20 protein-coding genes and 1 tRNA gene are annotated in these 23516 nt (G+C 75.3%); 18 read left to right on the top strand and 3 right to left on the bottom strand.

Going from position 1 to position 23516, the window contains the following annotated elements:
• Positions 1-155: 155 nt before the first annotated feature.
• From topA to ACI783_RS03340, 5 genes are all read left to right on the top strand, one after another.
• Positions 156-3017, top strand: coding sequence for a type I DNA topoisomerase (topA, locus tag ACI783_RS03360; protein ID WP_457139113.1), 2862 nt, complete (start codon positions 156-158; stop codon positions 3015-3017).
• Positions 3018-3031: 14 nt separating this feature from the next.
• A complete protein-coding gene (locus tag ACI783_RS03355) occupies positions 3032-3775 on the top strand; it encodes a methyltransferase domain-containing protein (RefSeq protein ID WP_457139112.1) in 744 nt (247 codons plus the stop codon).
• Positions 3776-3993: 218 nt separating this feature from the next.
• Entirely contained in the window at positions 3994-6285 is a 2292-nt protein-coding gene (gene tmk, locus ACI783_RS03350; RefSeq protein WP_457139111.1) for a dTMP kinase, read from the top strand.
• Between the two features lie 82 nt (positions 6286-6367).
• A complete protein-coding gene (locus tag ACI783_RS03345) occupies positions 6368-7543 on the top strand; it encodes a DNA polymerase III subunit delta' (protein ID WP_457139110.1) in 1176 nt (391 codons plus the stop codon).
• 59 nt (positions 7544-7602) lie between these two features.
• Positions 7603-7675 (top strand) — tRNA-Thr (locus ACI783_RS03340).
• A gap of 172 nt (positions 7676-7847) precedes the next feature.
• On the opposite strand, the gene ACI783_RS03335 is transcribed toward ACI783_RS03340, so the two are convergent.
• On the bottom strand, positions 7848-8339 hold the full coding sequence (locus tag ACI783_RS03335) for an inorganic diphosphatase (RefSeq protein ID WP_457080366.1): 492 nt from the start codon (positions 8337-8339) through the stop codon (positions 7848-7850).
• 168 nt (positions 8340-8507) lie between these two features.
• Between ACI783_RS03335 and dacB the strand changes: the two genes are divergently transcribed.
• The 10 genes from dacB to ACI783_RS03285 all read left to right on the top strand — a co-directional run bounded on the left by dacB (position 8508) and on the right by ACI783_RS03285 (position 18796).
• The gene (gene dacB, locus ACI783_RS03330; protein ID WP_457139109.1) at positions 8508-10898 is read left to right on the top strand and encodes a D-alanyl-D-alanine carboxypeptidase/D-alanyl-D-alanine endopeptidase; all 2391 of its coding nucleotides are present in this window, start codon (positions 8508-8510) and stop codon (positions 10896-10898) included.
• A gap of 74 nt (positions 10899-10972) precedes the next feature.
• Positions 10973-12067, top strand: coding sequence for a zinc-dependent metalloprotease (locus ACI783_RS03325; protein WP_457139108.1), 1095 nt, complete (start codon positions 10973-10975; stop codon positions 12065-12067).
• Position 12068: 1 nt separating this feature from the next.
• Positions 12069-13103: a tRNA lysidine(34) synthetase TilS gene (gene tilS / locus ACI783_RS03320; RefSeq protein WP_457139107.1), complete on the top strand. Its 1035-nt coding sequence runs from the start codon at positions 12069-12071 to the stop codon at positions 13101-13103.
• A gap of 2 nt (positions 13104-13105) precedes the next feature.
• On the top strand, positions 13106-13702 hold the full coding sequence (gene hpt / locus ACI783_RS03315; protein WP_457139106.1) for a hypoxanthine phosphoribosyltransferase: 597 nt from the start codon (positions 13106-13108) through the stop codon (positions 13700-13702).
• A 222-nt stretch (positions 13703-13924) separates the two neighbouring features.
• Positions 13925-15916: an ATP-dependent zinc metalloprotease FtsH gene (gene ftsH / locus ACI783_RS03310; RefSeq protein WP_457139105.1), complete on the top strand. Its 1992-nt coding sequence runs from the start codon at positions 13925-13927 to the stop codon at positions 15914-15916.
• A complete protein-coding gene (folE, locus tag ACI783_RS03305; RefSeq protein WP_457139104.1) occupies positions 15913-16572 on the top strand; it encodes a GTP cyclohydrolase I FolE in 660 nt (219 codons plus the stop codon). Before ftsH ends, folE begins: the two co-directional genes overlap by 4 nt.
• Positions 16569-17426: a dihydropteroate synthase gene (folP, locus tag ACI783_RS03300; RefSeq protein ID WP_457139103.1), complete on the top strand. Its 858-nt coding sequence runs from the start codon at positions 16569-16571 to the stop codon at positions 17424-17426. The genes folE and folP overlap by 4 nt, the downstream gene beginning before the upstream one ends.
• Entirely contained in the window at positions 17419-17802 is a 384-nt protein-coding gene (gene folB / locus ACI783_RS03295; protein ID WP_457139102.1) for a dihydroneopterin aldolase, read from the top strand. The genes folP and folB overlap by 8 nt, the downstream gene beginning before the upstream one ends.
• On the top strand, positions 17799-18302 hold the full coding sequence (folK, locus tag ACI783_RS03290; protein ID WP_457139101.1) for a 2-amino-4-hydroxy-6-hydroxymethyldihydropteridine diphosphokinase: 504 nt from the start codon (positions 17799-17801) through the stop codon (positions 18300-18302). Before folB ends, folK begins: the two co-directional genes overlap by 4 nt.
• Positions 18299-18796: a DUF3180 domain-containing protein gene (locus ACI783_RS03285; protein WP_457139100.1), complete on the top strand. Its 498-nt coding sequence runs from the start codon at positions 18299-18301 to the stop codon at positions 18794-18796. Before folK ends, ACI783_RS03285 begins: the two co-directional genes overlap by 4 nt.
• 76 nt (positions 18797-18872) lie before the next feature.
• Here the strand turns inward: ACI783_RS03285 and ACI783_RS03280 are convergent, their stop codons facing one another.
• Positions 18873-20057 carry an ABC transporter ATP-binding protein gene (locus ACI783_RS03280; protein ID WP_457139099.1) on the bottom strand — a complete coding sequence of 395 codons (1185 nt, stop codon included), beginning with the start codon at positions 20055-20057 and terminating at the stop codon, positions 18873-18875.
• Between the two features lie 29 nt (positions 20058-20086).
• On the opposite strand from ACI783_RS03280, the gene ACI783_RS03275 reads away from it, so the two are divergent.
• From ACI783_RS03275 to ACI783_RS03265, 3 genes are all read left to right on the top strand, one after another.
• Positions 20087-20782, top strand: coding sequence for an ABC transporter permease (locus ACI783_RS03275; RefSeq protein ID WP_457139098.1), 696 nt, complete (start codon positions 20087-20089; stop codon positions 20780-20782).
• Positions 20779-21495, top strand: a complete 717-nt coding sequence (locus ACI783_RS03270) for an ABC transporter permease (RefSeq protein WP_457139097.1) — start codon at positions 20779-20781, stop codon at positions 21493-21495. The genes ACI783_RS03275 and ACI783_RS03270 overlap by 4 nt, the downstream gene beginning before the upstream one ends.
• A gap of 144 nt (positions 21496-21639) precedes the next feature.
• The gene (locus ACI783_RS03265; RefSeq protein ID WP_457139096.1) at positions 21640-22650 is read left to right on the top strand and encodes a glycine betaine ABC transporter substrate-binding protein; all 1011 of its coding nucleotides are present in this window, start codon (positions 21640-21642) and stop codon (positions 22648-22650) included.
• Between the two features lie 72 nt (positions 22651-22722).
• Here ACI783_RS03265 and ACI783_RS03260 read toward each other — a convergent pair whose 3' ends face one another.
• Entirely contained in the window at positions 22723-23331 is a 609-nt protein-coding gene (locus tag ACI783_RS03260; protein ID WP_457139095.1) for a DUF1684 domain-containing protein, read from the bottom strand.
• Positions 23332-23516 lie beyond the last annotated feature (185 nt).

Raw genomic sequence — 23516 nt, 5'->3', positions numbered from 1 at the left:
TTGACCGGGCGACGGCGCGCCCGGATCGGCTCGCCGCCCGGCCTGGTGTCCGGGCGGTGGCCTACCGTGGCGCCTGCCGAACGGGTGCAGCTCCGCCTGCCCCGTGTGCGCCGGGCCGAGCCCGGCGCCTGCACCAGCACCCTGACAGGAGTCCCGTGCCGCCCTCCAAGACCACGAAGTCCGCCACCAGCACCGGTGCCCGTGCGCCGCGCAAGCGCGCCGCCGCCGCCGGGTCCCGGCCGCTGGTCATCGTGGAGTCGCCCACCAAGGCGAACAAGATCGCCGGGTACCTGGGCAGCGACTACGTCGTGGAGGCCAGCGTCGGGCACATCCGTGACCTGCCCCGCAACGCCGCCGACGTGCCGGCGGCGCACAAGGGTGAGTCCTGGGCGCGCCTCGGCGTCGACGTCGACCACGGCTTCGAGCCGCTGTACGTGGTCAGCCCCGACCGCAAGCAGCAGGTCACCCGCCTGAAGCAGCTGGTCAAGGAAGCCAGCGAGATCTACCTCGCCACCGATGAGGACCGCGAGGGCGAGGCGATCGCCTGGCACCTGATCGACACCCTCAAGCCGTCGGTCCCGGTGCGTCGGATGGTCTTCCACGAGATCACCCCGGAGGCGATCGCCCGGGCGGTGGCCAACCCCCGCGAGCTGGACACCGCGCTGGTCGACGCGCAGGAGACCCGCCGGATCCTCGACCGGCTCTACGGCTACGAGGTCTCCCCGGTGCTGTGGAAGAAGGTGCTGCCCAAGCTCTCGGCCGGCCGCGTGCAGTCGGTCGCCACCCGCATCGTGGTCGAGCGCGAGCGGGAGCGGATGGCCTTCACCTCCGCCGACTACTGGTCGCTGGAAGGCACCTTCGCGGTGCCCCGCGCCGCCGGCGCGGACGAGGGGGAGCCGACCACCCTGCGGGCGCGGCTGGTCAGCGTCGACGACAGCCGGGTCGCCACCGGGCGCGACTTCGACGCCGCCACCGGCCGGGTCACCGGCGACGTGGTGCACCTGGACGAGGCCGGTGCGCGTGGCCTGGCCGCGCGGCTCGAGGGCCGCCAGGTCGCCGTCAGCCGGGTCGACGAGAAGCCCTACCGCCGTCGCCCCTACGCGCCGTTCACCACCTCGACGCTGCAGATGGAGGCCGGCCGGAAGCTGGGCTGGTCGTCCGCGCAGGTCATGCGGGTCGCCCAGCGGCTCTACGAGAACGGCCACATCACCTACATGCGGACCGACTCGACCAACCTGTCCGACGAGGCGATCAACGCCGCCCGCCGGCAGGCGCGGGAGCTGTACGGCGACGCGTTCGTCCCCGCCGAGGCCCGCCGCTACAAGGGCAAGGCCAAGGGTGCCCAGGAGGCGCACGAGGCGATCCGCCCCGCCGGTGACTCCTTCCGCACCCCGGGCCAGCTCGCCGGGCAGCTGGGCCGGGACGAGTTCCGGCTCTACGAGCTGATCTGGCAGCGCACCGTCGCCTCGCAGATGGCCGACGCCGTCGGGCAGACGGTGAGCATCCGGCTGGCCGGCCGCTCCACCACCGACGAGGCCGTCGAGTTCACTGCGTCCGGACGCACGATCACGTTCCCGGGCTTCATGCGCGCCTACGTCGAGTCCCGTGACGAGGGGGCGGCGGCCGGGGGCGACGACGACCACGGCAGCGACGACGCCGAGCGCCGGCTGCCCCGCGTGGAGCGCGGGCAGCAGCTGGACACCACGGCGCTGGACCCGAAGGGCCACACCACCTCGCCGCCGGCCCGGTACACCGAGCCGAGCCTGGTGGCCCGGCTGGAGGAGCTGGGCATCGGCCGGCCCTCGACCTACGCCTCGATCATGCAGACGATCCAGGACCGCGGGTACGTGTGGAAGAAGGGCTCTGCGCTGGTGCCCTCCTTCATCGCCTTCGCGGTGGTCAACCTGCTCGAGCAGCACTTCTCCCAGCTGGTCGACTACGACTTCACCGCCTCGCTGGAGAACGAGTTGGACGAGATCGCCCAGGGCGACCTGGGCCGGGTCGACTGGCTCACCGAGTTCTACTTCGGCGGAGAGGGCCGGCACGCGGGGGCGATCGCCCGGTCCGGTGGCCTCAAGCAGGTCATCGGGCAGCGGCTGGAGGAGATCGACGCCCGCGGCGTCAACTCCATCCCGCTGCGCGCGGTGGCGCCCAACGGCGACCCGGTGGTCGTGCGGGTCGGTCGGTACGGGCCGTACCTGCAGGCCGGTGGCGAGGACGGCGCCCGGGTGAGCATCCCGGAGGACATCGCCCCCGACGAGCTGACCAGCGAGAAGGTCGCCGAGCTGCTCGACGCCCCCAGCTCCGACCGCGAGCTGGGCACCGACCCGGAGTCCGGCTTCCCGGTGGCGGTGAAGGCCGGCCGCTACGGGCCCTACGTCACCACCCTGGTGCCCGAGGGCAGCAAGGAGCAGCCGCGCACCGCGAGCCTGTTCAAGTCGATGTCCCCGGAGACGGTGACCCTGGAGCAGGCGCTGCAGCTGCTGACCCTCCCGCGGACGGTCGGCACGGACGCCGACGGCCAGGAGATCCAGGCGCTCAACGGCCGCTACGGGCCCTACCTCAAGAAGGGCACCGACTCCCGCTCGCTGGAGAGCGAGGACGCGCTCTTCACCATCACCCTCGACGAGGCGCTGGCGATCTTCGCCCAGCCCAAGCAGCGCGGCCGGGCGGCGGCGAAGGCCCCGCTGAAGGAGCTGGGCCCGGACCCGGTCAGCCAGGGGCAGGTCACCGTGCGGGAAGGCCGCTTCGGGCCCTACGTCACCGACGGCGAGGTCAACGCCAGTCTGCGCAAGGGCGACGACGTCGAGACGATCACGCTGGAGCGGGCCGCCGAGCTGCTCGCCGACCGCCGCGAGCGGGCGCCGGTGAAGAAGAAGGCGGCGAAGAAGACGGCGGCCAAGAAGGCGCCGGCGAAGAAGGCCACCGCGAAGAAGGCCGCCGCGAAGAAGACGACGACGAAGAAGGCCGCTCCGGCAGCCGCCGACGTCGCCGAGCCGGTTCCCGCGAACAGCTGAGGCAGGGCAGCGCGGTGGAGGGGTGGGACCAGCGCCGGACGTCGTTCGGCGCGGTCGCCGCCGCGTACGCCGCGCTGCGCCCGTCCTACCCGGCCGACGCGGTCGCCTTCCTGCTCGGGCCCCGGCCGCTGCGGGTGCTCGACCTGGGCGCCGGCACCGGGCTGCTCACCGACGTGCTGCTCGCGGCCGGGCACGAGGTCGTCGCCGTCGACCCGACGCCGGGCATGCTCGACCAGCTGCGCGCCCGGTTGCCGCAGGTCGAGGCCGCCGTCGGCGGGGCGGAGGCGATCCCGCTGCCCGACGGTGGTGTCGACGCGGTCGTGGCCGGGCAGGCCGCGCACTGGTTCGACGTCGCTCCTGCGGCCGCCGAACTCCGCCGGGTGCTGCGTCCGGGCGGCGTCGTCGGGCTGGTCTGGAACACCCGGGACGCGCGGGTGCCCTGGGTGCGCGCCCTCGGCGAGCTGCTGGCCGCCGAGGCTCGCGACCACGAGGCCGACCAGACGGTCGTGGCCCGGTTCGCCGCCGAGCTCCCCGCCGAGGTCGCGACCGCCGACTCCGGGATCGTCCAGGAGGTCACCGCCGAGCAGGTGGTGGCCGGGATCGGCACCCGCAGCTACGTGGCCACCATGGAGGCACCGCGCCGGGCGGCGTTCCTCGGCCGGGTGCGGGAGCTGCTCGCCGAGCACCCCGACACGCGCGGCCGTGCCGTCCTCCAGCTCCCGTACACCACCCGGGCGCACCGGCTGACCCTGCGCTGAGGGGGCGGAACCCACCGTCCGGGTCCGGAACCGGGCCGTGCCGTCGTCGTCGACCGGTACGGTGACCCCGCCGCCCGTGGCGCGACCGCCACCCGTTCCTCTCACCCCCGGGGGTCCCGATCAGCTCCGACCCGGACGGGCCGTCCTCGCACGGGCCGTCAGCAGACAACCGGCCGGGTGCCGGTCCCGCAGCCGTACCCGGGGCCGGGTCCGGTGGGGTGGTCGACAACGCCCGGGACGCCGACGAGCCGGGCGCGGTGCCCGCCGACGGTCTCGCCGCGGCCGGCACGCCGACGCCCGACGGCGCCGGGGTCCCGCTGGCCGGGCTGCCCGAGCGTCCCTGGCGGGCCGAGCACGAACGGTCCGGCGCGGAGCCCGGTGCGGACACCGAGGGCACCGCTCAGGACGTGGCCGGGGGCGACGAACCGGGCGGCGTCGGCATCGGGGCCCGGATCCGCGCCGTCCTGCGGGTGCGGGACTTCCGCAAGCTGTGGCTGTCCACCGCGCTGTCCAGCTTCGGCGACTGGCTGGGCCTGCTCGCGATCTCCTCGACCGCCTACTCGCTCCTCGACGGGTACGCGGCCAACTTCGCGGTCGGTGGCGTCCTCGCCTTCCGCCTGCTGCCCGCCATCGTGCTCGGCCCGCTGGCCGGGGCCTTCGCCGACCGGTTCGACCGGCGCAAGACGATGGTCGTCTCCGACATCCTGCGCTTCGGGCTCTTCGCCTCGATCCCGCTGGTCGGAGACCTGCTGTGGCTGTTCATCGCCCAGTTCCTGATCGAGGCGATCAGCCTGTTCTGGATCCCGGCGAAGGACGCCGCGGTCCCGAACATGGTCCGGAAGGACCAGCTGGAGGCGGCCAACCAGCTGTCGCTGGTCACCACCTACGGCCTCACCCCGGTGCTGGCCGGCGTGGTGATGGCGGTGTTGACCGCCGCGGGTGGACTGAGCGAGCTCATCCCCGGGGTGGACGAAGCCGACCTGGCCCTCTACCTCAACGCGCTGACCTTCCTGGTCGCCGCGATCGTCATCTGGAACCTCCCCTCGATCAGCGGCCGCCGGGCCGAGGGCACCAAGGTCACCGGCGACAGCTTCCTCAGGTCGCTGAAGGAGGGCTTCTCCTTCGCCGGGCACACCCCGCTGGTCCGGGGGCTGGTCGTCGGCATCACCGGGGCCTTCGTCGCCGCCGGTGTGGTCATCGCCACCGCACAGGCGTTCGTCATGTCGATGGGCGGCGGGACCGCCGCCTACGGGCTGCTGTTCGGTGCCGTCTTCGTCGGGCTGGGGCTGGGCATCGCCGTTGGTCCCAGGGTGGCCCGCGACCTGCCCCGGGAACGGCTGTTCGGGATCACGATCGTCGGCGCCGGCGTCGCGGTCGCGCTGCTGGCCTGGACCTTCACGCTGTGGCTCGCGCTGATCCTGGTCGTGCTGATGGGCTTCTTCGCCGGCATCGCCTACCTGGCCGGCTTCACCCTGCTGGGCACCGAGGTCGAGGACGAGATCCGCGGGCGCACCTTCGCGCTGGTGCAGTCCCTGGTCCGTGCCGCGCTCATCCTGTCCCTGGCCGTCGCACCGTTCGGTGTCGGGCTGATCGCCCGCCAGACCGTCGACCTGGGTCCGGTGGCGCTGACGGTCACCGGCGAGCGGCTGATGCTCCTCGTCGCCGGCCTGCTCGCCGTCGGCGTCGGCCTGGTGGCCTACCGGCAGATGGACGACGGCCGCCCGATGCCGCTGATCGCCGACGTGGTCACCGCGCTGCGCCGGGACACCACGGCCCGCCGCCGGCTGGCCGGGGGCGGGGTGCTCATCGCCTTCGAGGGCGGGGAGGGCGCCGGCAAGTCGACCCAGGTGCGCCGGCTCCACGAGTGGCTGACCGAGGAGGGGCTGGGCGCCCGGACGACGATCGAGCCGGGGGGCACGCCGTCCGGCGGGCGGATCCGGTCGATCCTGCTCGACCCGGCCAGCTCCGGGCTCTCCCCGCGCGCGGAGGCGCTGCTCTACGCCGCCGACCGGGCGCAGCACGTCAACGACGTCCTCCGGCCCGCGCTCGACGCCGGCGAGGTCGTCATCACCGACCGGTTCGTCGACAGCTCGCTGGCCTACCAGGGCGCGGGCCGCACGATCCCGATGGACGACGTCCGCTCGATCTCCCGCTGGGCCACCCAGGGCCTGCAGCCGGACCTCACGGTGCTGCTGGACCTCCCCCCGGAGATCGGCCTCGCCCGTGCCCGTGGGCGGGCCGCCGCCGACCGGATGGAGTCGGAGTCGCTGGACTTCCACCAGCGGGTCCGCCAGACCTTCCTCGCCCTGGCCGAGGCCGAGCCGGACCGCTATCTGGTGCTCGACGCCCGGCAGTCGCCCGACGAGCTGGCCGCCGCGATCCGCCGGCGGATCAGCGTGCTCCTGGAAGGGCTGCCCCTCCAGCAGCCGGTCAAGCTGCCGACGCCGCGGGGTCGCCGGGGGAGCGAGCACGGCGTGCAGACCGGCGCCACCCCCCAGTTGCACCCCTGACCGAGCCCGCCGCCCTCACCACTCACGAGCTCGCGGCGAGCCTGCGGAGGGGGCCGAAAGCCGAGTGCGGGAGGATGGGTACGTGAGCGCTACCGGGGTGTGGGCCGACGTCGTCGGTCAGCCCGCGGTCGTCGCCGAGCTGCAGGCCGCCGTCGCCACGCCGACGGCGATGACGCACGCCTGGCTGTTCACCGGCCCGCCCGGCTCGGGGCGCTCGGTGGCCGCCCGCGCGTTCGCCGCCGCCCTCCAGTGCCCCGCCGGCGGTGACGGAACGTGCCACGAGTGCCGCACGGTGCTGGCCGGCAGTCACGCCGACGTCCACCGGGTCGTGCCCGAGGGCCTGTCCATCGGGGTCGCCGAGGTGCGGCAGATCGTCCGCACCGCCGGGCGCGCTCCGTCCGGGGGCCGGTGGCAGGTGGTCGTCGTCGAGGACGCCGACCGGATGACCGAGCAGGCGTCCAACACGGTGCTGAAGATGCTCGAGGAGCCGCCGCCGCGCACGGTCTTCCTGCTGTGCGCGCCCTCGCTGCACCCCGACGACGTGCCGGTGACCATCCGATCGCGCTGCCGGGTGGTCGCGCTGCGCACCCCGAGGATCGACGCGGTCGCCGAGGTGCTCACCCGGCGCGACGGCATCGACCCGGCGCTGGCCGCCTGGGCGGCGGCGGCTGCCGGCGGGCACGTCGGCCGGGCCCGGCACCTGGCCCAGGACGAGTCGGCCCGGCTGGCGCGCAAGTCGGTCCTGGACATCCCGCTGTCGCTGGTCTCGCTGGCCGCCTGCCTCAACGCCGCCGACGACCTGGTGGCCGCGGCCAAGGACGAGTCCGACCGGACCACCGCCGAGGTCGACGCCGTGGAGACCGACGCGGTCAAGGCGAGCCTCGGCGTGGGCGCCCGTGGGCCGGGGGTGGCCGCGGCCAGCCGGGGCGCGGGTCAGCTCAAGGAGCTGGAGAAGCGGCAGAAGTCCCGCGCCACCCGGCTCGGCCGTGACTCGCTGGACCGCGCACTGGTCGACCTCGCCGCCCTCTACCGGGACGCGTTGGTGATCAGCTCGGCCGGGGGAGCGGCCGACCCGGGTGTGCCCCTGGCGCACCCGGACCGGCGCGCGGACGCGGTGGAGCTCGCCCGGCGGATCGGCGCCGACGGTGCGCTGCGGCGCATCGACGCGGTGCTGGCCGCCCGCACGGCGCTGGAGCAGAACGTCAAGCCGCAGATCGCGGTGGAGGCGCTGACCGTGGCGCTGCGGCTGCCGGCCTGAACCGCCGGGGGCTGCGCAGCACCGGCTCGCCGGTGCCGTAAGCTCTGCGACGCACGCCCGCCGCCTTAGCTCAGTCGGTAGAGCATCTCACTCGTAATGAGAAGGTCGTCGGTTCGATTCCGACAGGCGGCTCTCTGTTCCCCTCGGTCGGGCCCGGTTCCGGCCGACGCCGCTGCCGCGCTGTGACGCGGTCACGCGGAACTCACGACCAGACGCCGACGGCGGCGCACCCGGGTGGGTGCGCCGCCGTCGGCGTGCGTGCTCGGCGATCCGGCCGGAGCCGGCGTCAGGGGTGGACAGGGGGTCAGTGGCCGCCGGCCTCGAGGGCCCGCTTCCGCGAGGCCTCGATCTCGGCCTCGGCCTCGGCGCGCCCGACCCACTCGGCGCCTTCGACCGACTTGCCCGGCTCGAGGTCCTTGTAGGTCTCGAAGAAGTGCTGGATCTCCAGCCGGTCGAACTCCGAGACGTCGCCGATGTCCTGCAGGTGGGCCACCCGCGGGTCGGTCGCGGGCACGGTGAGGACCTTGTCGTCGCCACCCGCCTCGTCGGTCATCCGGAACATGCCGATCGCCCGGCAGGTGATGAGGCACCCGGGGAAGGTCGGCTCCTCCAGCAGGACGAGCGCGTCGAGCGGGTCACCGTCCAATCCGAGGGTCTCCTCGATGTACCCGTAGTCCGCCGGGTACCGCGTCGAGGTGAACAGCATCCGGTCCAGGCGGATGCGTCCGGTGGCGTGGTCCAGCTCGTACTTGTTCCGCTGGCCCTTGGGGATTTCTACCGTCACGTCGAACTGCACGCCGATAGTGTGGCGCACGAGCGTCCGCCGTGTGGGCGGAGGTCACTCCGGGGGGTGGGGGAGATCTCGTCGAGTCCGCAGGACGAGCCGTCGGACCAGCCGTCGGAGGCGGGTGACGGAGCGGCCCCGGAGGGGGCGCAGCCCTCGGGCGGGACGGCCTCCGCGACGGTGCCGGACGACACCGCGGGGGCACCGCCGGCGGAGGCCGACGGGCCCCGTGCGGACGCCGAGGCCACCGCGGCCGTCCCGGACACGCCCCCCTCGGGCACCGACGAGCCGGGCACCGACGAGCCGCCGGCGGACGTCGCACCCGAGCCCACCATCGCCGAGCAGGCGGCCGCCGCCGAGCGGGCGGTCGAGGACGCCGCCGCGGAACGCGTCGCCGCCGACCAGCTGGCCGCCGAGGCCGCCGAGGAGGCGGAGGCGCGACGGGCGGCAGCCGCGCAGGCCGCGGCCGATCTCGCCGAGGTCAAGCGCTGGATCGCCGAGCGCGCCGCCGCGGAGCAGGCCGCCGCCGAGGAGGCCGCGCAGCTCACCGCGGAGGACGAGGAGGCCGCTGCCGCCGCCAAGGCCGCCGCGGACCTCGCCGAGGTGCGCCGCTGGGCCGCGGAGAAGGCGGCCGCCGAGCAGGCCGCCGAGGAGCAGGCCGCCGCCGAGCAGGCGGCGTTCGAGCAGGCCGAGGCCGAGCGCGCGGCCGCGCTCCAGGCGGAGGCCGACCGGATGGCCGCCGAGCGGGCCGAGGTGGAGCAGGCGGTGCTCGCCGAGGCGGCCGCCCGACGCGCCGCGGAGCAGGAGGCGGCTGCCCGCGCCGCCGACGAGGCGGAGGCCCGCCGGACGGCGGAGCGTGAAGCCGACCGCCGGGCTGCCGAGCAGGCGGCGGCCGCACGCGCCGACGAGCAACGGGCCGAGGACGCACGGGCCGAGGACGCACGGGCCGAGGCGGCACGGGCCGAGGCGGCGCGGGCCGAGGCCGAGCGACCAGCAGCCGGCCCGCGGCCGGACCCCGGTCCCGCCGCGCCGGGCGCCACCCCGCTGGCGGCCCTGCCCGGGCAGCCGGCCACCGGCGCCCGACCCACTCCCGGACCCCGACCGACACCCGCCCCGCGCCCCGCTCCCGCGCCGAGGGCCGCCCCGGAGGCCGCCCCCGCCGGCGCAACGGCTGCCGCACCGCCCACCCGTCGCGACCGCCGGGCCGGTGCTCGCCGCCGGGGCAGGGCGTTGCTGGCCGCGCTGCTGGTCCTGGTCGTCGCCGCGGTGGCCGTCGTGCTCGTCCTCCGGTTCACCGGGAACCGCGGCAGCGAGCTCGCCGAGCAGGTGCCCGACGCCGTGCTCCCGGTGCTCACCGACCCCTCGCCGGTGCTGACCGAGCTGTCCGGCAGCGCCCCGCTGCCCGACCCCGCCGTGCTCAGCGGCGTGCTCACGCCGCTGCTGGCCGACCCGGCGCTGGGCAGCGGCCTCTCCGCGCAGGTGGTCGACGTCGCGACCGGCGGCGTCCTGTTCGACCTGGACGGCGCCGACCCGGGAACCCCCGCCTCCACCGCGAAGCTGCTCACCGCGCTGGCCGCACTCACCACCCTCGACCCGGTCGACACCCTGACCACGACCGTCGTCGCCGGCGCCACCCCCGGGGAGGTCGTGCTGGTGGGCGGTGGCGACCCCACCCTGTCGACCACCGAGCCGTCGCAGAACTACCCGGGCGCGGCCACCGTCGCCGAGCTGGCCGCCGAGGTCCGGCAGGCGCTGGGCGGCACCGCGGTCACCCGGGTGGTCGTCGACAACTCGCTGTTCACCGGCCCGCTCACCGCCCCCGGCTGGGGGGCCGGTGACGCGCCCTCCACGTACGCGGCGCCGGTCACCGCGACCGCCGTCGACGGCGCCCGGGTCGCCCCCGGCGGGCCGATGCGCAGCGGCGCCCCCGGCACCGACGCCGGCCGGGCGCTCGCCGCCGCGCTGGGCGTTCCGGAGGCACCGGTCGCGCTGGGGGAGGCGCCGGCCGGCGCCCGCACCCTCGGCAGCGTCGAGTCCGCGCCGGTGGTGCGGCTGGTGGAGCAGGCGCTCACCGAGTCGGACAACCTGCTGGCCGAGTCCCTGGCCCGGCACGTGGCGATCGGCCGGGGCCTCCCGGCCGACTTCGCCGGCGCCGCCCAGGCGGTCACGGACGCGGTCGCCGACGCCGGCCTGGACACCACGGGTGTCGCGCTCAGCGACGGCAGCGGGCTCTCCTCCCTCGACCGGGTGCCCGCGCAGCTGCTGACCCGGCTGCTGCGCGGGGTGGCCGACGGCAACATCCCCGGCAGCGGCGGCCTGCTCAGCGGCCTCCCGGTGGCCGGGTACGACGGCACCCTGGCCGAACGCCCCGGCGCCGGTCAGGCCGGGGCCGTCCGGGCCAAGACCGGCACCCTCAACGGCGTGCACGACCTGGCCGGGACGGTCCTCACCGACGACGGCCGGCTGCTGGCCTTCGCCGTGCTCGCCGACGGGGCGACGGGTGGCCTGGTCGCCGCCGAGGCGGCCCTGGACGAGGTCACCACCGCCCTGGCCGCCTGCGGCTGCCGGTGAGGCCCCCTGCCAGGTCCCGCCGCGAGCTCGCGAGCGGTGGGGAGCAGGGGGTCCTCCAGGCGTACGTTGACCGCATGAGCCGCTCCTCGTCCCTCGTCGACTGGGACCTCGCCGGCCGCACCGCCCGCCGCCTCACCTCCTCGGGTCCGGAGACCTCCCGGGAGGAGGCCGCCGACGTCGTCGCCGAGCTGCACCGCGCCGCCGCGACCGCCGTCGCGCACGTCGAGGGGCTGACCGGCCTGCACCCGGTGCCCGGCGGGCCCGAGCCGGTGGTCGCCGTCGTCGACCGGCCCGGCTGGGTCGACGCGAACACCGTCGGCATGGCCGCGCTGCTCGACCCGCTGACGGAGGGGCTGCGCGCCGCCCAGGGCGGCACCCCGCCCGGGCCGCTGGCCACCGCGATCGGGTCCCGCGCCACCGGCGTCCAGGCCGGGGGGGTGCTGGCGTTCCTCTGCACGCGGGTGCTCGGCCAGTACGAGGTGTTCGGCACCGGCGGCCGGCTGCTGCTGGTCGCGCCCAACATCGTCGAGACCGAGCGGCGCCTGGGCGTCGACCCGACCGACTTCCGGCTGTGGGTCTGCCTGCACGAGGTCACCCACCAGCTGCAGTTCACCGCCGTCCCGTGGCTGCGCCCCTACCTCGAGGAGCAGGTGCAGGCCTTCGCCTCGGCCACCGACCTCACGCCCGACGTGCTGCGCGAGCGGCTCACCGACCTGGTCCGCAGCCTCGGCGACGCGGTCCGCGGCGGCGCCGACGACGGCGCCCCGCAGGGCCTGATGGCGCTGGTCCGCGGCCCGGAGCAGCGGGCGGTACTGGACCGGGTGACCGCGGTGATGAGCCTGGTCGAGGGGCACGCCGAGTTCGTGATGGACGGCGTCGGACCGGACGTCGTCCCCTCCGTGCGCACGCTGCGCAAGCGGTTCGCCCAGCGCCGCAAGGGCCGGGGGCCCATCGACCGGGTGCTGCGCCGGCTGCTCGGGCTGGAGCAGAAGATGCAGCAGTACGCCGATGGCCGGGTCTTCGTGGCCGGCGTCGTGGAGCTGGCCGGGATGGACGGGTTCAACCAGGTGTGGGCCGGCCCGCAGAACCTGCCGCTGGTCGAGGAGCTCACCGACCCCGCCCGCTGGGTGGAGCGCGTGCTGGGCAGCCGCCCGGCCGTTCCCGCCTGAGGTGGCCGGGCCGCCACCGGCGGTCGCGGTCGTCCGGCACGCCGTCCGCGCCGGTCTCCGCCGCTCGGACCGGCCGGTGCTGGTCGCCTGCAGCGGGGGAGCGGACTCGGTGGCGCTGGCCTCGGCGCTGGCCTTCGAGGCGCGCCACGCCGGCGTCCGGGTCGGTGGCGTGACCGTCGACCACGGGCTGCAGCCCGGCTCGGCCGCCCGCGCCGACGCCACCGCGCACCTGCTGCGCGGGCTCGGCCTCGACCCGGTGCTGAGCGTGCGCGCCGAGGTGGGGGGCGGCGGTGGCCCGGAGGCCGCCGCCCGGGCCGGCCGCTACGCCGCCCTCGCCCGGGTGGCCGGCGAGCACGGGGCCCGGGTCGCGCTGGGCCACACCCTCGACGACCAGGCCGAGACGGTGCTGCTCGGGCTGGGCCGCGGGTCGGGCCCGCGCTCGGTGGCCGGCATGGTCGCCGAGCGGGTCGTGGACGGCGTCCCCTGGTGGCGGCCGTTCCTGGACGTCCGGCGGGCCACCGCCCGGCAGGCCTGCGCCGACCAGGGCCTGCCGGTGTGGGACGACCCGTGGAACAGCGATCCGGCCTACACCCGGGTGCGGCTGCGGACCGAGGTGCTGCCGCTGCTGGAGGAGGTGCTCGGCGGCGGGGTCGCGCCGGCGCTGGCGCGCACCGCCGGGCTCCTGCGGGAGGACCTGGAGGCCCTCGACGAGCTCGCCGGCGCCCGGCTCGCCGCGCTGCTCGTGGACGGCGGGCTGCCGGCCGGACCGGTGGCCGAGCTGCCCGACGCGCTCCGCCGGCGGGTGCTGCGCGGCTGGCTGCGGTCCGCCGGCGTTCCCGATCTGCAGGCGGTCCACCTGCGCGCGGTCGACGCCCTGCTCACCCGCTGGCGCGGTCAGGGCCGGGTGGACCTACCCGGTGGCGCGGGGGTGCTGCGCTCGTCTGGCAGGCTGGTGCTGCGCTCCGGCGCCGGGCACCCCGCCGTCCGGCGCCGCACCGCCACCCCCCGCGCAGCCGAACTCTCAGAGGAGCCCTGACCGTGAGCGAGCCGACCACCCCCGGAGCGCAGGGCACCGGGCAGTTGGGCCCCGACCACGGCTACGGCCCCGACATCGACCACGTGCTCCTGTCCGAGCAGCAGATCCAGGACAAGATCGAGGAGCTGGCCGCGACGATCGCCGCGGACTACGCCGGCCGGGAGGTGCTCCTGGTCGGGGTGCTCAAGGGCGCGGTGATGTTCATGTCCGACTTCGCCCGGGCGCTGCGGCTGCCCACCCAGATGGAGTTCATGGCCGTCTCCTCCTACGGCAGCGCCACCAGCTCCTCGGGTGTGGTGCGCATCCTCAAGGACCTCGACCGGGACATCAGCGACCGGCACGTGCTGGTGCTGGAGGACATCATCGACTCCGGGCTCACCCTGTCCTGGCTGCTGAAGAACCTGGGCGGCCGGCGGCCGGCGAGCCTCGAGGTGTGCACCCTGCTGCGCAAGCCCGACGCGGTGAAGGTCGACGTCCCGGTGAAGTACATCGGGTTCGACATCCCCAACGAGTTCGTCGTCGGCTACGGGCTCGACTACGCCGAGCGCTACCGCGACCTGCCCTACATCGGCACGCTCAAGCCCGAGGTCTACGAGTAGCAGAAGGACCCCGCTGCCCCCCGACGCCCGTACGCTCGCGGCGGGACCCGGCAGCGTGGCCGGGCTCGCGACGAGCGGGCGCACAGGTCCCGCGGTGTACCGTCGTGCCAACGACGTCGCCCCGCGGCGGGCTGCCGCCTCCGTCCGCGTGCGGCGTCCTTGCGACGATCAGGAGGGTCGACGGGCGGGCCGGGTACGTCCCGGGTGGCCCGGCATCGGTGTATGGAACGTAAGAAGATCTTCCGCTCGGTCTGGTTCTGGGTCCTCGTGGTCGTCGCGCTGGCCTTCATCGGCTCCAGCTTCTTCCGGGGCAACGACGGCTACGACGAGGTCTCGACGTCGACCGCGCTCGCCCAGATCGAGGCCGGGAACGTCACCTCCGCGACGATCAACACCACCGAGCAGACGGTCGACCTCGACCTCGAGAACCCGGTGGAGGGGAGCCAGCAGGTCAGCGCCTCCTACCCGGTGGCGCTCGAGGAGGACCTCGTCGGCCTGCTGCGCGACGCCGACGACGAGTTCGACACCACCGTCACCCAGACCAGCCTGCTCACCAGCCTGCTGGTCAGCTTCCTGCCCTTCCTGATCCTCCTGCTGCTGCTGTTCTGGCTGTTCAACTCCATGCAGGGCGGCGGCCGCGGCGTGATGGCCTTCGGCAAGTCCAAGGCCAAGGTGGTCAGCAAGGACACCCCGAAGACGACGTTCGCCGACGTCGCCGGCGCCGACGAGGCGATCGAGGAGCTGCACGAGATCAAGGAGTTCCTGCAGAACCCGGTGAAGTTCCAGGCGATCGGCGCCAAGATCCCCAAGGGCGTGCTGCTGTTCGGGCCGCCCGGTACCGGCAAGACGCTGCTGGCCCGCGCGGTCGCCGGCGAGGCCGGGGTGCCGTTCTACTCGATCTCCGGCTCGGACTTCGTCGAGATGTTCGTCGGCGTCGGCGCCAGCCGGGTCCGCGACCTGTTCACCCAGGCGAAGGAGAACGCCCCGGCGATCATCTTCGTCGACGAGATCGATGCCGTCGGGCGGCAGCGCGGCGCCGGCATGGGTGGTGGGCACGACGAGCGCGAGCAGACCCTCAACCAGATGCTGGTGGAGATGGACGGCTTCGACGTCAAGGGCGGGGTCATCATGATCGCCGCCACGAACCGACCGGACGTCCTGGACCCCGCGCTGCTGCGCCCGGGCCGCTTCGACCGGCAGATCGCCGTCGACCGCCCCGACCTGGCCGGCCGCGTCGCCGTGCTCAAGGTGCACGCCACCGGCAAGCCGCTGGCCGACGACGTCGACCTGGAGACCGTCGCCCGCCGCACCCCCGGCTTCACCGGCGCCGACCTGGCCAACGTGCTCAACGAGGCCGCGCTGCTCACCGCCCGGCACGACGGCACGGTGATCACCGACGCCGCCCTCGAGGAGGCGATCGACCGGGTCATCGCCGGCCCCGAGCGCAAGACCCGGGCGATGAGCGAGAAGGAGAAGAAGGTCACCGCGTACCACGAGGGCGGCCACGCCCTGGTGGCGCACGCGCTGCCGAACACCGACCCGGTGCACAAGGTGACGATCCTGCCGCGCGGGCGCTCGCTGGGGCACACCCTGGTGCTGCCGACCGAGGACAAGTACACCCAGACCCGCTCGGAGATGATCGACACCCTGGCGTACGCGCTGGGTGGCCGGGCCGCCGAGGAGCTGGTCTTCCACGAGCCCACCACCGGTGCCGGCAACGACATCGAGAAGGCCACCGCGATGGCCCGTTCGATGGTCACCCAGTACGGCATGAGCGCCAAGCTCGGCGCGGTCAAGTACGGCAGCACCGACTCCGAGCCGTTCCTCGGCCGGGACATGGGCTCGCGGCCCGACTACTCCGACGCGGTCGCCGCCGACATCGACGGCGAGGTGCGGGCGCTCATCGAGGCCGCGCACGACGAGGCGTGGGAGATCCTGGTCGAGTACCGGGACACCCTCGACCAGCTGGTGCTCGAGCTGATCGAGAAGGAGACCCTCTCCCGCGAGGACATGGCGCGGATCTGCGCCGGGGTCGCCAAGCGGCCCTCGCTGGCCCCGTACAACGGCTTCGGCAAGCGGACGCCGTCCCAGCGCGGTCCGGTGCTCACCCCGGCCGAGCAGGCCGCGGCGCAGAACGGGCACGTCAACGGCAGCTCGACGCAGGGCAACCCGAACCCGGTCGGGGACGTGGGCGCCCCGGCGCAGGGCCGGTGAGCGCCCGGCAGACCGGGGGCGGGCGCGAGGTCGACGGCGTCGGACAGGACCGGGTCACCGGTGACGTCGTCGGCGACCTGCGCCCGGGCCGGATCGACTCCGCCCGGGCCGAGGCCGCCGTCCGGGAGCTGCTGCTCGCCATCGGCGAGGACCCGGACCGGCCCGGCCTGGTCGACACCCCGGCCCGGGTGGCCCGGGCGTACGCCGAGGTGTTCGCGGGCCTCGACCAGGATCCCTACGACGTCCTGGCGACGACGTTCGCCGAGGACCACGACGAGATGGTGCTGGTCAGGGACATCCCGATGTACTCGACCTGCGAGCACCACCTGGTGCCCTTCCACGGGGTCGCGCACGTCGGCTACATCCCGGGCCCCGACGGTCGGGTGACCGGGCTGTCCAAGCTGGCCCGGCTGGTCGACGTCTACGCCCGCCGGCCCCAGGTGCAGGAACGGCTCACCCGCCAGGTCGCCGACGCGCTGCACGACGTGCTCAAGCCGCAGGGCGTGATCGTGGTGATCCAGGCCGAGCACCTGTGCATGTCGATGCGCGGCATCCGCAAGCCGGGGTCGTCGACGATGACCTCGGCCGTGCGCGGGGTCTTCCGGGACAGCGCGGCCACGCGCAGCGAGGCGATGAGCCTCATCCTGCAGCGGTGAACCTCGCGCTGCCGCGCCCCGGCCGGTGCGTGGTGATGGGCGTCCTCAACGTCACGCCGGACTCCTTCTCCGACGGCGGCACGTTCGCCGACCGGGACGCCGCTATCGCGCACGGCCTGCGCATGCACGCCGCCGGCGCCGACTACGTCGACGTCGGCGGTGAGTCGACCCGGCCCGGCGCCGACCGCGTCGACGCCGAGGAGGAGTGCCGCCGGGTCGTGCCGGTGGTCCGCGAGCTGGCCGGCGCCGGCGTGCGGGTGAGCGTGGACACCACACGCGCGGAGGTCGCCGAGGCGGCCCTGGACGCCGGCGCGGTGCTGGTCAACGACGTCAGCGGGGGGCTGGCCGACGCCGGCATGGCCCGGCTGGTCGCCGACACCGGGGTCCCGTGGGTGCTCATGCACTGGCGGGGGCACAGCCGGGAGATGCACGCGGCGGCCCGCTACGGCGACGTCGTCACCGAGGTTGCCGCCGAGCTGACCGCCCGGGTGGAGGACGTCGTGGCGGCCGGCGTCGACCCGGCGCAGCTGGTGCTGGACCCCGGACTGGGCTTCGCGAAGAACGCCGAGCACAACTGGGCGCTGCTCGCCGGCACCGACCGGCTGGTCGCCCTCGGCCTGCCGCTGCTGGTGGGCGCCTCGCGCAAGACGTTCCTGGGCCGGCTGCTGGCCGGCCCGGACGGCGCCGTCCGGCCGGTCGAGGGCCGGGAGGCGGCGACGACGGCGATCACCGTGCTGGCCGCGCAGGCCGGCGCGTGGGGCGTGCGGGTGCACGACCCGGTGCAGTCGCTGGACGCGATCAGGACGGTGGCGGCCGTGCAGGCCGCCCGGAGCGGAGGGACGCACCATGGCTGACCCGACCCGAGCCGTCCCCGACCGGATCACCGTGCACGGGCTGACCGGGCACGGCTTCCACGGGGTGTACCCCGAGGAGCGCGAACGCGGGCAGACGTTCCGGGTGGACGCCGTGCTGGAGCTGGACACCGCGCCGGCGGCGGCGACCGACGACCTCACCCGGACGGTCAACTACGCGGAGCTCTCCCAGCGGCTGCACGCGCTCCTGGTCGGCGAGCCGGTCGACCTGCTGGAGACCCTCGCCCAGCGGCTGGCCGACCTCTGCCTCGGGTACGGGATCGTGCAGGCCGTGGAGATCACCGTGCACAAGCCGCAGGCCGACCTCGGCGTCCCCGCCGACGACGTCACGGTCGCGATCCGGCGCGAGCGCGAATGAGCCGCGCCGTCCTGTCGCTGGGGGCCAACCTGGGTGACCGCGCGGGCACGCTGCGCCGCGCCATGGAGTCGCTCGCCGGGCAGGGGCTGGTGGCCCGCTCGGTGCTGTACGAGACGCCGCCGTGGGGGCCGGTCGAGCAGCCGCCGTACCTGAACGCGATCGCCGTCGTGCGGGGCGATCGGGACGCCGCCGGCTGGCTGGCGCTGGCCGCCGAGCTGGAGCAGGCGGCCGGCCGCACCCGGGAGGTGCGGTGGGGCGCCCGCACGCTGGACGTCGACGTGGTCACGGTGACCGCCGACGACGGCACCCCGGTGCTCTCCGACGACCCGGAGCTGACGCTGCCGCACCCCCGGGCGCACGAGCGGGCGTTCGTGCTGGTGCCGTGGCTGGCGCTGGACCCCGGTGCCCAGCTGCCCGGCCACGGGGCGGTGGCCGACCTGCTCGCCGCGCTGCCGGCCGACGACGTCGCCGCGGTGGTCCGCTGGGAGCAGCTGGCGTGAGCCCGGTGCGCCGGCGTGACCTGCTGGTCCTGGCCCTCGGCCTCGCCGTGGCGTCCTGGCTGGTGGTGCGGGTCGCCTACGGGTCGCTGCCCGCCCTGTCCTGGTGGCTGCCGCTCCCGCTCGGGGTGCTCGCGGTCGCGGAGGCGTTCGGTGCGCGCACGCTGCGGGCCCGGCTGAGCGCCCAGCGGGAGCGCCGGCCGTCGCCGACCGGGTCGGCCCACCCGGTGGAGCCCCTGCTGGTCGCCCGGCTCGCGGTGCTCGCCCAGGCCAGCGCCTACGTCGGTGCGGTCTTCGCCGGGGTCTGGGGCGGGCTGCTGCTGCACACGCTGCCGGCGCTCGGGCAGCTGCGCGCCGCCGCGGGCGACTCGGTCACCGGAGCGATCGGCGTCGTCCTCGGGGCCGGGCTGGTCGCCGCCGCGCTGTGGCTGGAGCACGTCTGCCGGATCCCGCCCGACCGCGACGACGAGGGCACCCCCGGCGGCGCCCGCGCGTAGTGGATCGGTCGGCCAGGTGGCCCCGTCCAGAGGCTCGTCCCGAGCGTGCGAGGGGTGAGGAGGACGGGGTCCTCTCTCAGACCCGGGCGGCCCCGGCCACCTCGGGCGCCCTGCCCTCGACCGACCGGCGCAGCGCCGCGTGCAGCGACTCGGGGGTCAGCACCCCGCAGAACCGGTCGCCGTCCAGCACCGCCACCCAGCCGGCCTCCAGCTGCAGCATCGTGGCGAACGCGGTCTTCAGCGTGGCGTCGACCGGCACCCAGGCCTCCATCCGCCGCGCCGCGCCGCGGACCGTGCCCGCCCCGGAGGCGCGCTCGGCGGAGATCCAGCCGTGCAGCCGCTGCGCGTCGTCCAGCACGACGGCCCAGCGGGCCCCGGCGTGCGCCAGCGCCGCCCGGGCGTCGGCCAGCCCGTCGTCGACGTGCACCACCGGGGGCTGCTCCAGGTCCCGGAGGTCGATCCCGGTGACCGCCAGCCGCTTGAGCCCGCGGTCGGCGCCCACGAAGTCGGCGACGAACGGGGTGGCGGGGGCGCCGAGCAGCTCCGCCGGCGGGGCGAACTGCTCGACGATGCCCCCCTCGCTCATCACCGCGATCCGGTCGCCCAGCCGGACGGCCTCCTCGATGTCGTGAGTGACGAAGACGATCGTCTTGCGGACCGCCTGCTGCAGCCGGAGGAACTCCGTCTGCAGGCGCTCCCGCACGATCGGGTCGACGGCGGAGAAGGGCTCGTCCATCAGCAGGACGCCGGGGTCGGCGGCCAGCGCCCGGGCCACCCCGGCCCGCTGGCGCTGCCCGCCGGAGAGCTGGTGGGGGTAGCGGTCGCCGAACGTCGCCGCGTCCAGCCCGACCAGCTCCAGCAGCTCATCCACCCGGTCGCGGGTCCGGCGCCTGTCCCAGCCGAGCAGCCGCGGGACGGTGGCGACGTTGCGCCGCACGGTCTGGTGCGGGAAGAGGCCCACGTTCTGGATGACGTAGCCGATCCGCCGGCGCAGCTGAACCGGGTCGACGGAGGTGACGTCGTCGTCGCCGAGCAGGATCCGCCCGCTGGTCGGCTCGATGATCCGGTTGATCATCTTCATCGTGGTGGTCTTCCCGCACCCGGAGGGGCCGACCAGCACGCTGAGCTCGCCCGCGGCGAAGGTCAGGTCCAGCTCCCGCACCCCGACGGTGCCGTCGGGGTAGCGCTTGCCGACGCCGTCGAGCCGGATCTCCTCGGCTCGCGAGGCTGCGGGAGGTCCGGACCGAGCAGTAGCGTCCACGAGGTGGCCTTCCTGGCAGGCGCCCGGTGGTGAGCGCGGCGAGCGATCTCGTGCTCGCGGTCGAGGCGGCGCCGAACCCCTGGTTCGACCCCTCCTACGTGACCCGGAACTGGGACACCATTGTGGACCTGGCGGGCGAGCACGTCAGGCTGACCGTCGCCGCCGTGCTGCTGGGGGCGGTGATCGCCCTGCCGCTGGCGCTGCTGGCCCGGCGCAGCCGGTGGCTGGCCGGCCCGGTGCTGGGCCTGTCCACGCTGATCTACACGATCCCCTCGTTGGCGATGTTCGCGTTCATCGCGCCGGTCACCGGGCTGACGGCGACCACCGTGCTGGTCGGGCTGGTGCTGTACTCGCTGGTCATCCTGGTCCGGAACTTCCTCGCCGGCCTGCGGTCGGTTCCGCCGGACGTGCGGGAGGCCGCCCAGGGCATGGGGTACGGGCCGGCGCGGCTGTTCTGGCAGGTGGAGCTGCCGCTGGCGCTGCCCTCGTTCGTCGCCGGGTTGCGGGTCGCCACCGTCTCCACGGTCGCGCTGGTCACCGTGGGGGTCATCGTGGGGCACGGGGGGCTGGGGCAGCTGATCGTCGGCGGCTTCAACGCGAACTTCTACCGGGCGGAGATCGTCACCGGCGCGGTGGGGTGCGTGCTGCTGGCGCTCTTCGCCGACCTGCTGCTGGCGGTGGCTGAACGGCTGCTCACGCCCTGGAGCCGGCGGGCCGCGGCGTGAACCTCTGGCAGGAGGCCCTGCAGTACCTCAACGACCCCTACAACTGGACGCGGCCGAGCGGGATCCTGGACCTGCTGGTCGAACACCTGCGGATTTCTGGCGTCGCGGTGCTGGCGGCGGTCCTGCTGGCCGTGCCGCTGGGCGCGCTGCTGGGGCACACCGGCCGGGGCGGCGGGTTCACCGTCGCGCTGTCCAACGTCAGCCGAGCGGTGCCGACCCTGGCGCTGCTCACGATCTTCGCGGTCACCCCGATCGGCTTCGGACCGACGGCGACCACCATCGCGCTGGCCGTCTTCGCGTTCCCCCCGGTGCTGACCAACACCCACATCGGCTTCCGCGGCGTCGACCGGGACGTCGTCGAGGCCGCCCGGGCGATGGGGATGAGCGAGCGGCAGGTGCTGCTGCGGGCCGAACTGCCGCTCGCCACCCCGCTGCTGATGACCGGGGTGCGCACCGCCGCGGTCCAGGTGGTCGCCACGGCCACGCTGGCCGCGCTGGTCGCCGGGGGCGGGCTGGGCCGGATCATCAACCTGGGGTTCGGCCAGCAGGACTACGGCACCGTGCTGGCCGGGGCACTGCTCGTGGCCGCCCTGGCGGTGCTCACCGAGGTGCTGCTCGCGGCGCTGAGCTGGGCGCTGACCCCCGGGGAGCGGCAGCTGCCGTGGACCCGGCTCCGGGTGCGCCGCCAGGCGCAGGCGACCTCCCCCCTCTGACCGCGGGTCACGGAACGGCAACGGGTCACCTGCGCGGTTGCGGCGCCGGTCCCCGGCGAGTTGGGTTGTGGGCTGCGGGTTCTTCCCGCCAGACACGCGTGGCCGTCCACCAGGGGGCGCCACGGGACACAGAAGGCGGAGCCCATGCGCACGCGTCGTCGTTCCTTCACCCACCTCGCCGTCACGGCGGCAGCCGCCGCGGTGCTGGCCACGGCGGCCTGCGGCGAGTCCGGCTCGTCCGGCACCGGCGGCGGCTCGCAGGCCGGTGGCTCGGCCGGCGGCGACGCCTGCGCGCCGGTGCCCGGCGACCAGCTGGTCGTGCTCGAGGACGACCAGGAGCTGCAGAACGCCGACAACATCATCCCGGCGGTCAACGCCGAGGCGGCCGCGGCCGACCCGGCGCTGCTCCCGGCGCTGGACGCCGTCTCGGCGGAGCTGACCACCGACGACCTCGTGGAGATGAACGCCGCGGTCGACGTGCAGCGGCAGAGCGCCGAGGACGTCGCCCAGGGCTGGGTCGACGAGCACGGCAGCGTGACCGAGGGGCTGGAGCAGGGCAGCGGCCCGATCACCGTGGGCGCGGCCAACTTCACCGAGTCCACGGTGCTGGCCAACGTCTACGCCGACGTGCTCGACGCGGCGGGCTTCGAGGCCTCGGTGCAGGTGGTGGGCAACCGGGAGCTGTACCTGCCCGCCCTGCAGCGCGGGGAGATCCAGGCCTTCCCGGAGTACCTGGCCACCGTCACCGAGTGGCTCGAGGGCGACGACCAGACCCAGGTCGCCTCGGGTGACGTCGAGGCCACGCTCGAGGCACTGCGGCCGTTGGCCGACGAGGCCGGGCTGGTGTTCGGCGAGCCCTCCGAGGCCGCCGACCAGAACGCCTTCGCCGTCACCCAGGCGTTCGCCGACGAGCTCGGCGTCGCCACCCTGTCGGAGCTGGCCGACGCCTGCGGCGACGGCTCGCTGGTGCTCGGTGGCCCGACCGAGTGCCCGACCCGGCCGCAGTGCCAGCCCGGCCTTGAGGAGACCTACGGGCTCGAGTTCGCCGGCTTCCGCGAGCTGGACGCCGGTGGCCCGCTGACCAAGGCCGCCATCCAGCAGGGCGAGGTGTCGATCGGCCTGGTCTTCAGCTCCGACGGGGCCCTCGCCCAGTAGGAGGACCGCCCTTCCCCCCACGTCTCGCACGCTCGGCGGGGGCCCCTGGAGGGCGGCTGTTGGTACCTCACCTCAGTGCCAGCCGCCGGGGGGCAGCTGCTCCCCGGCGGCGACGGCGGCGTCGGCCCGGTTGCCCTCCGGCGCCAGCGGGCAGGTCCACGCCGGGTCGTAGGCGCACGACGGGTGGTAGGCGAAGTTGAGGTCGACCACCAGTCGCCCGTCGTCCCCACCGAGGTCGGCGCCCTTCACCGTGTCCAGCAGGTACCGGCCGCCGCCGTAGGTCGAGCCGCCGGCGCTGCCGTCGCGCAGCGGCAGGAACAGCCCGCCGCCGTACCCGGCCAGCCACCACACGTCGAGCCGGCCGACGTCGCCCAGGGTCACCCGCCCGACCCGGCGCAGCACCACCCCACCGTCGTCGGTGGTGGGCACCCCGAGCCGCACCGGCTCGACGTCGGTGTCCACCCGGACGTCGAAGCGCAGCGCCGGGTCGTAGGCGGCGAACGGGAGCCCGGGAAAGCCCGGTCGGGCGCCCGCCGGCAGGGGAGAGTCGGGGTGCTCGCCGAGGAGCGCGTCGCGGCCGGCCCGCCAGCCCCGCCAGCCCTCCTCGGGGTCCGCGGCGGTGCGGGCCGACGCGTAGAGGGCGGCCACCCGGCGCCGCCAGTCCAGCAGGCTCAGCGTCATCCGCCCAGCCTGCCACCGCATCTCGCGCCGACGCCGCGCCGTGACCGCCTGACGCCGTTCGGTGGCCTTATGGTGGGCGCATGGGAGGTCGCCGGGACGACAGCGCGCCCGGGCGGCCTGTCCCCGCGGGGCGTCCGCCGGTCCCACCGCCGTCCCGTCCGGCCGCTGCCCGCGCGGGGTCGACC

Source organism: Modestobacter sp. SYSU DS0511, assembly GCF_054050755.1.
The sequence above is the reverse complement of the archived record's forward strand: the minus strand, read 5'-3'. Positions and strand labels throughout refer to the sequence as shown.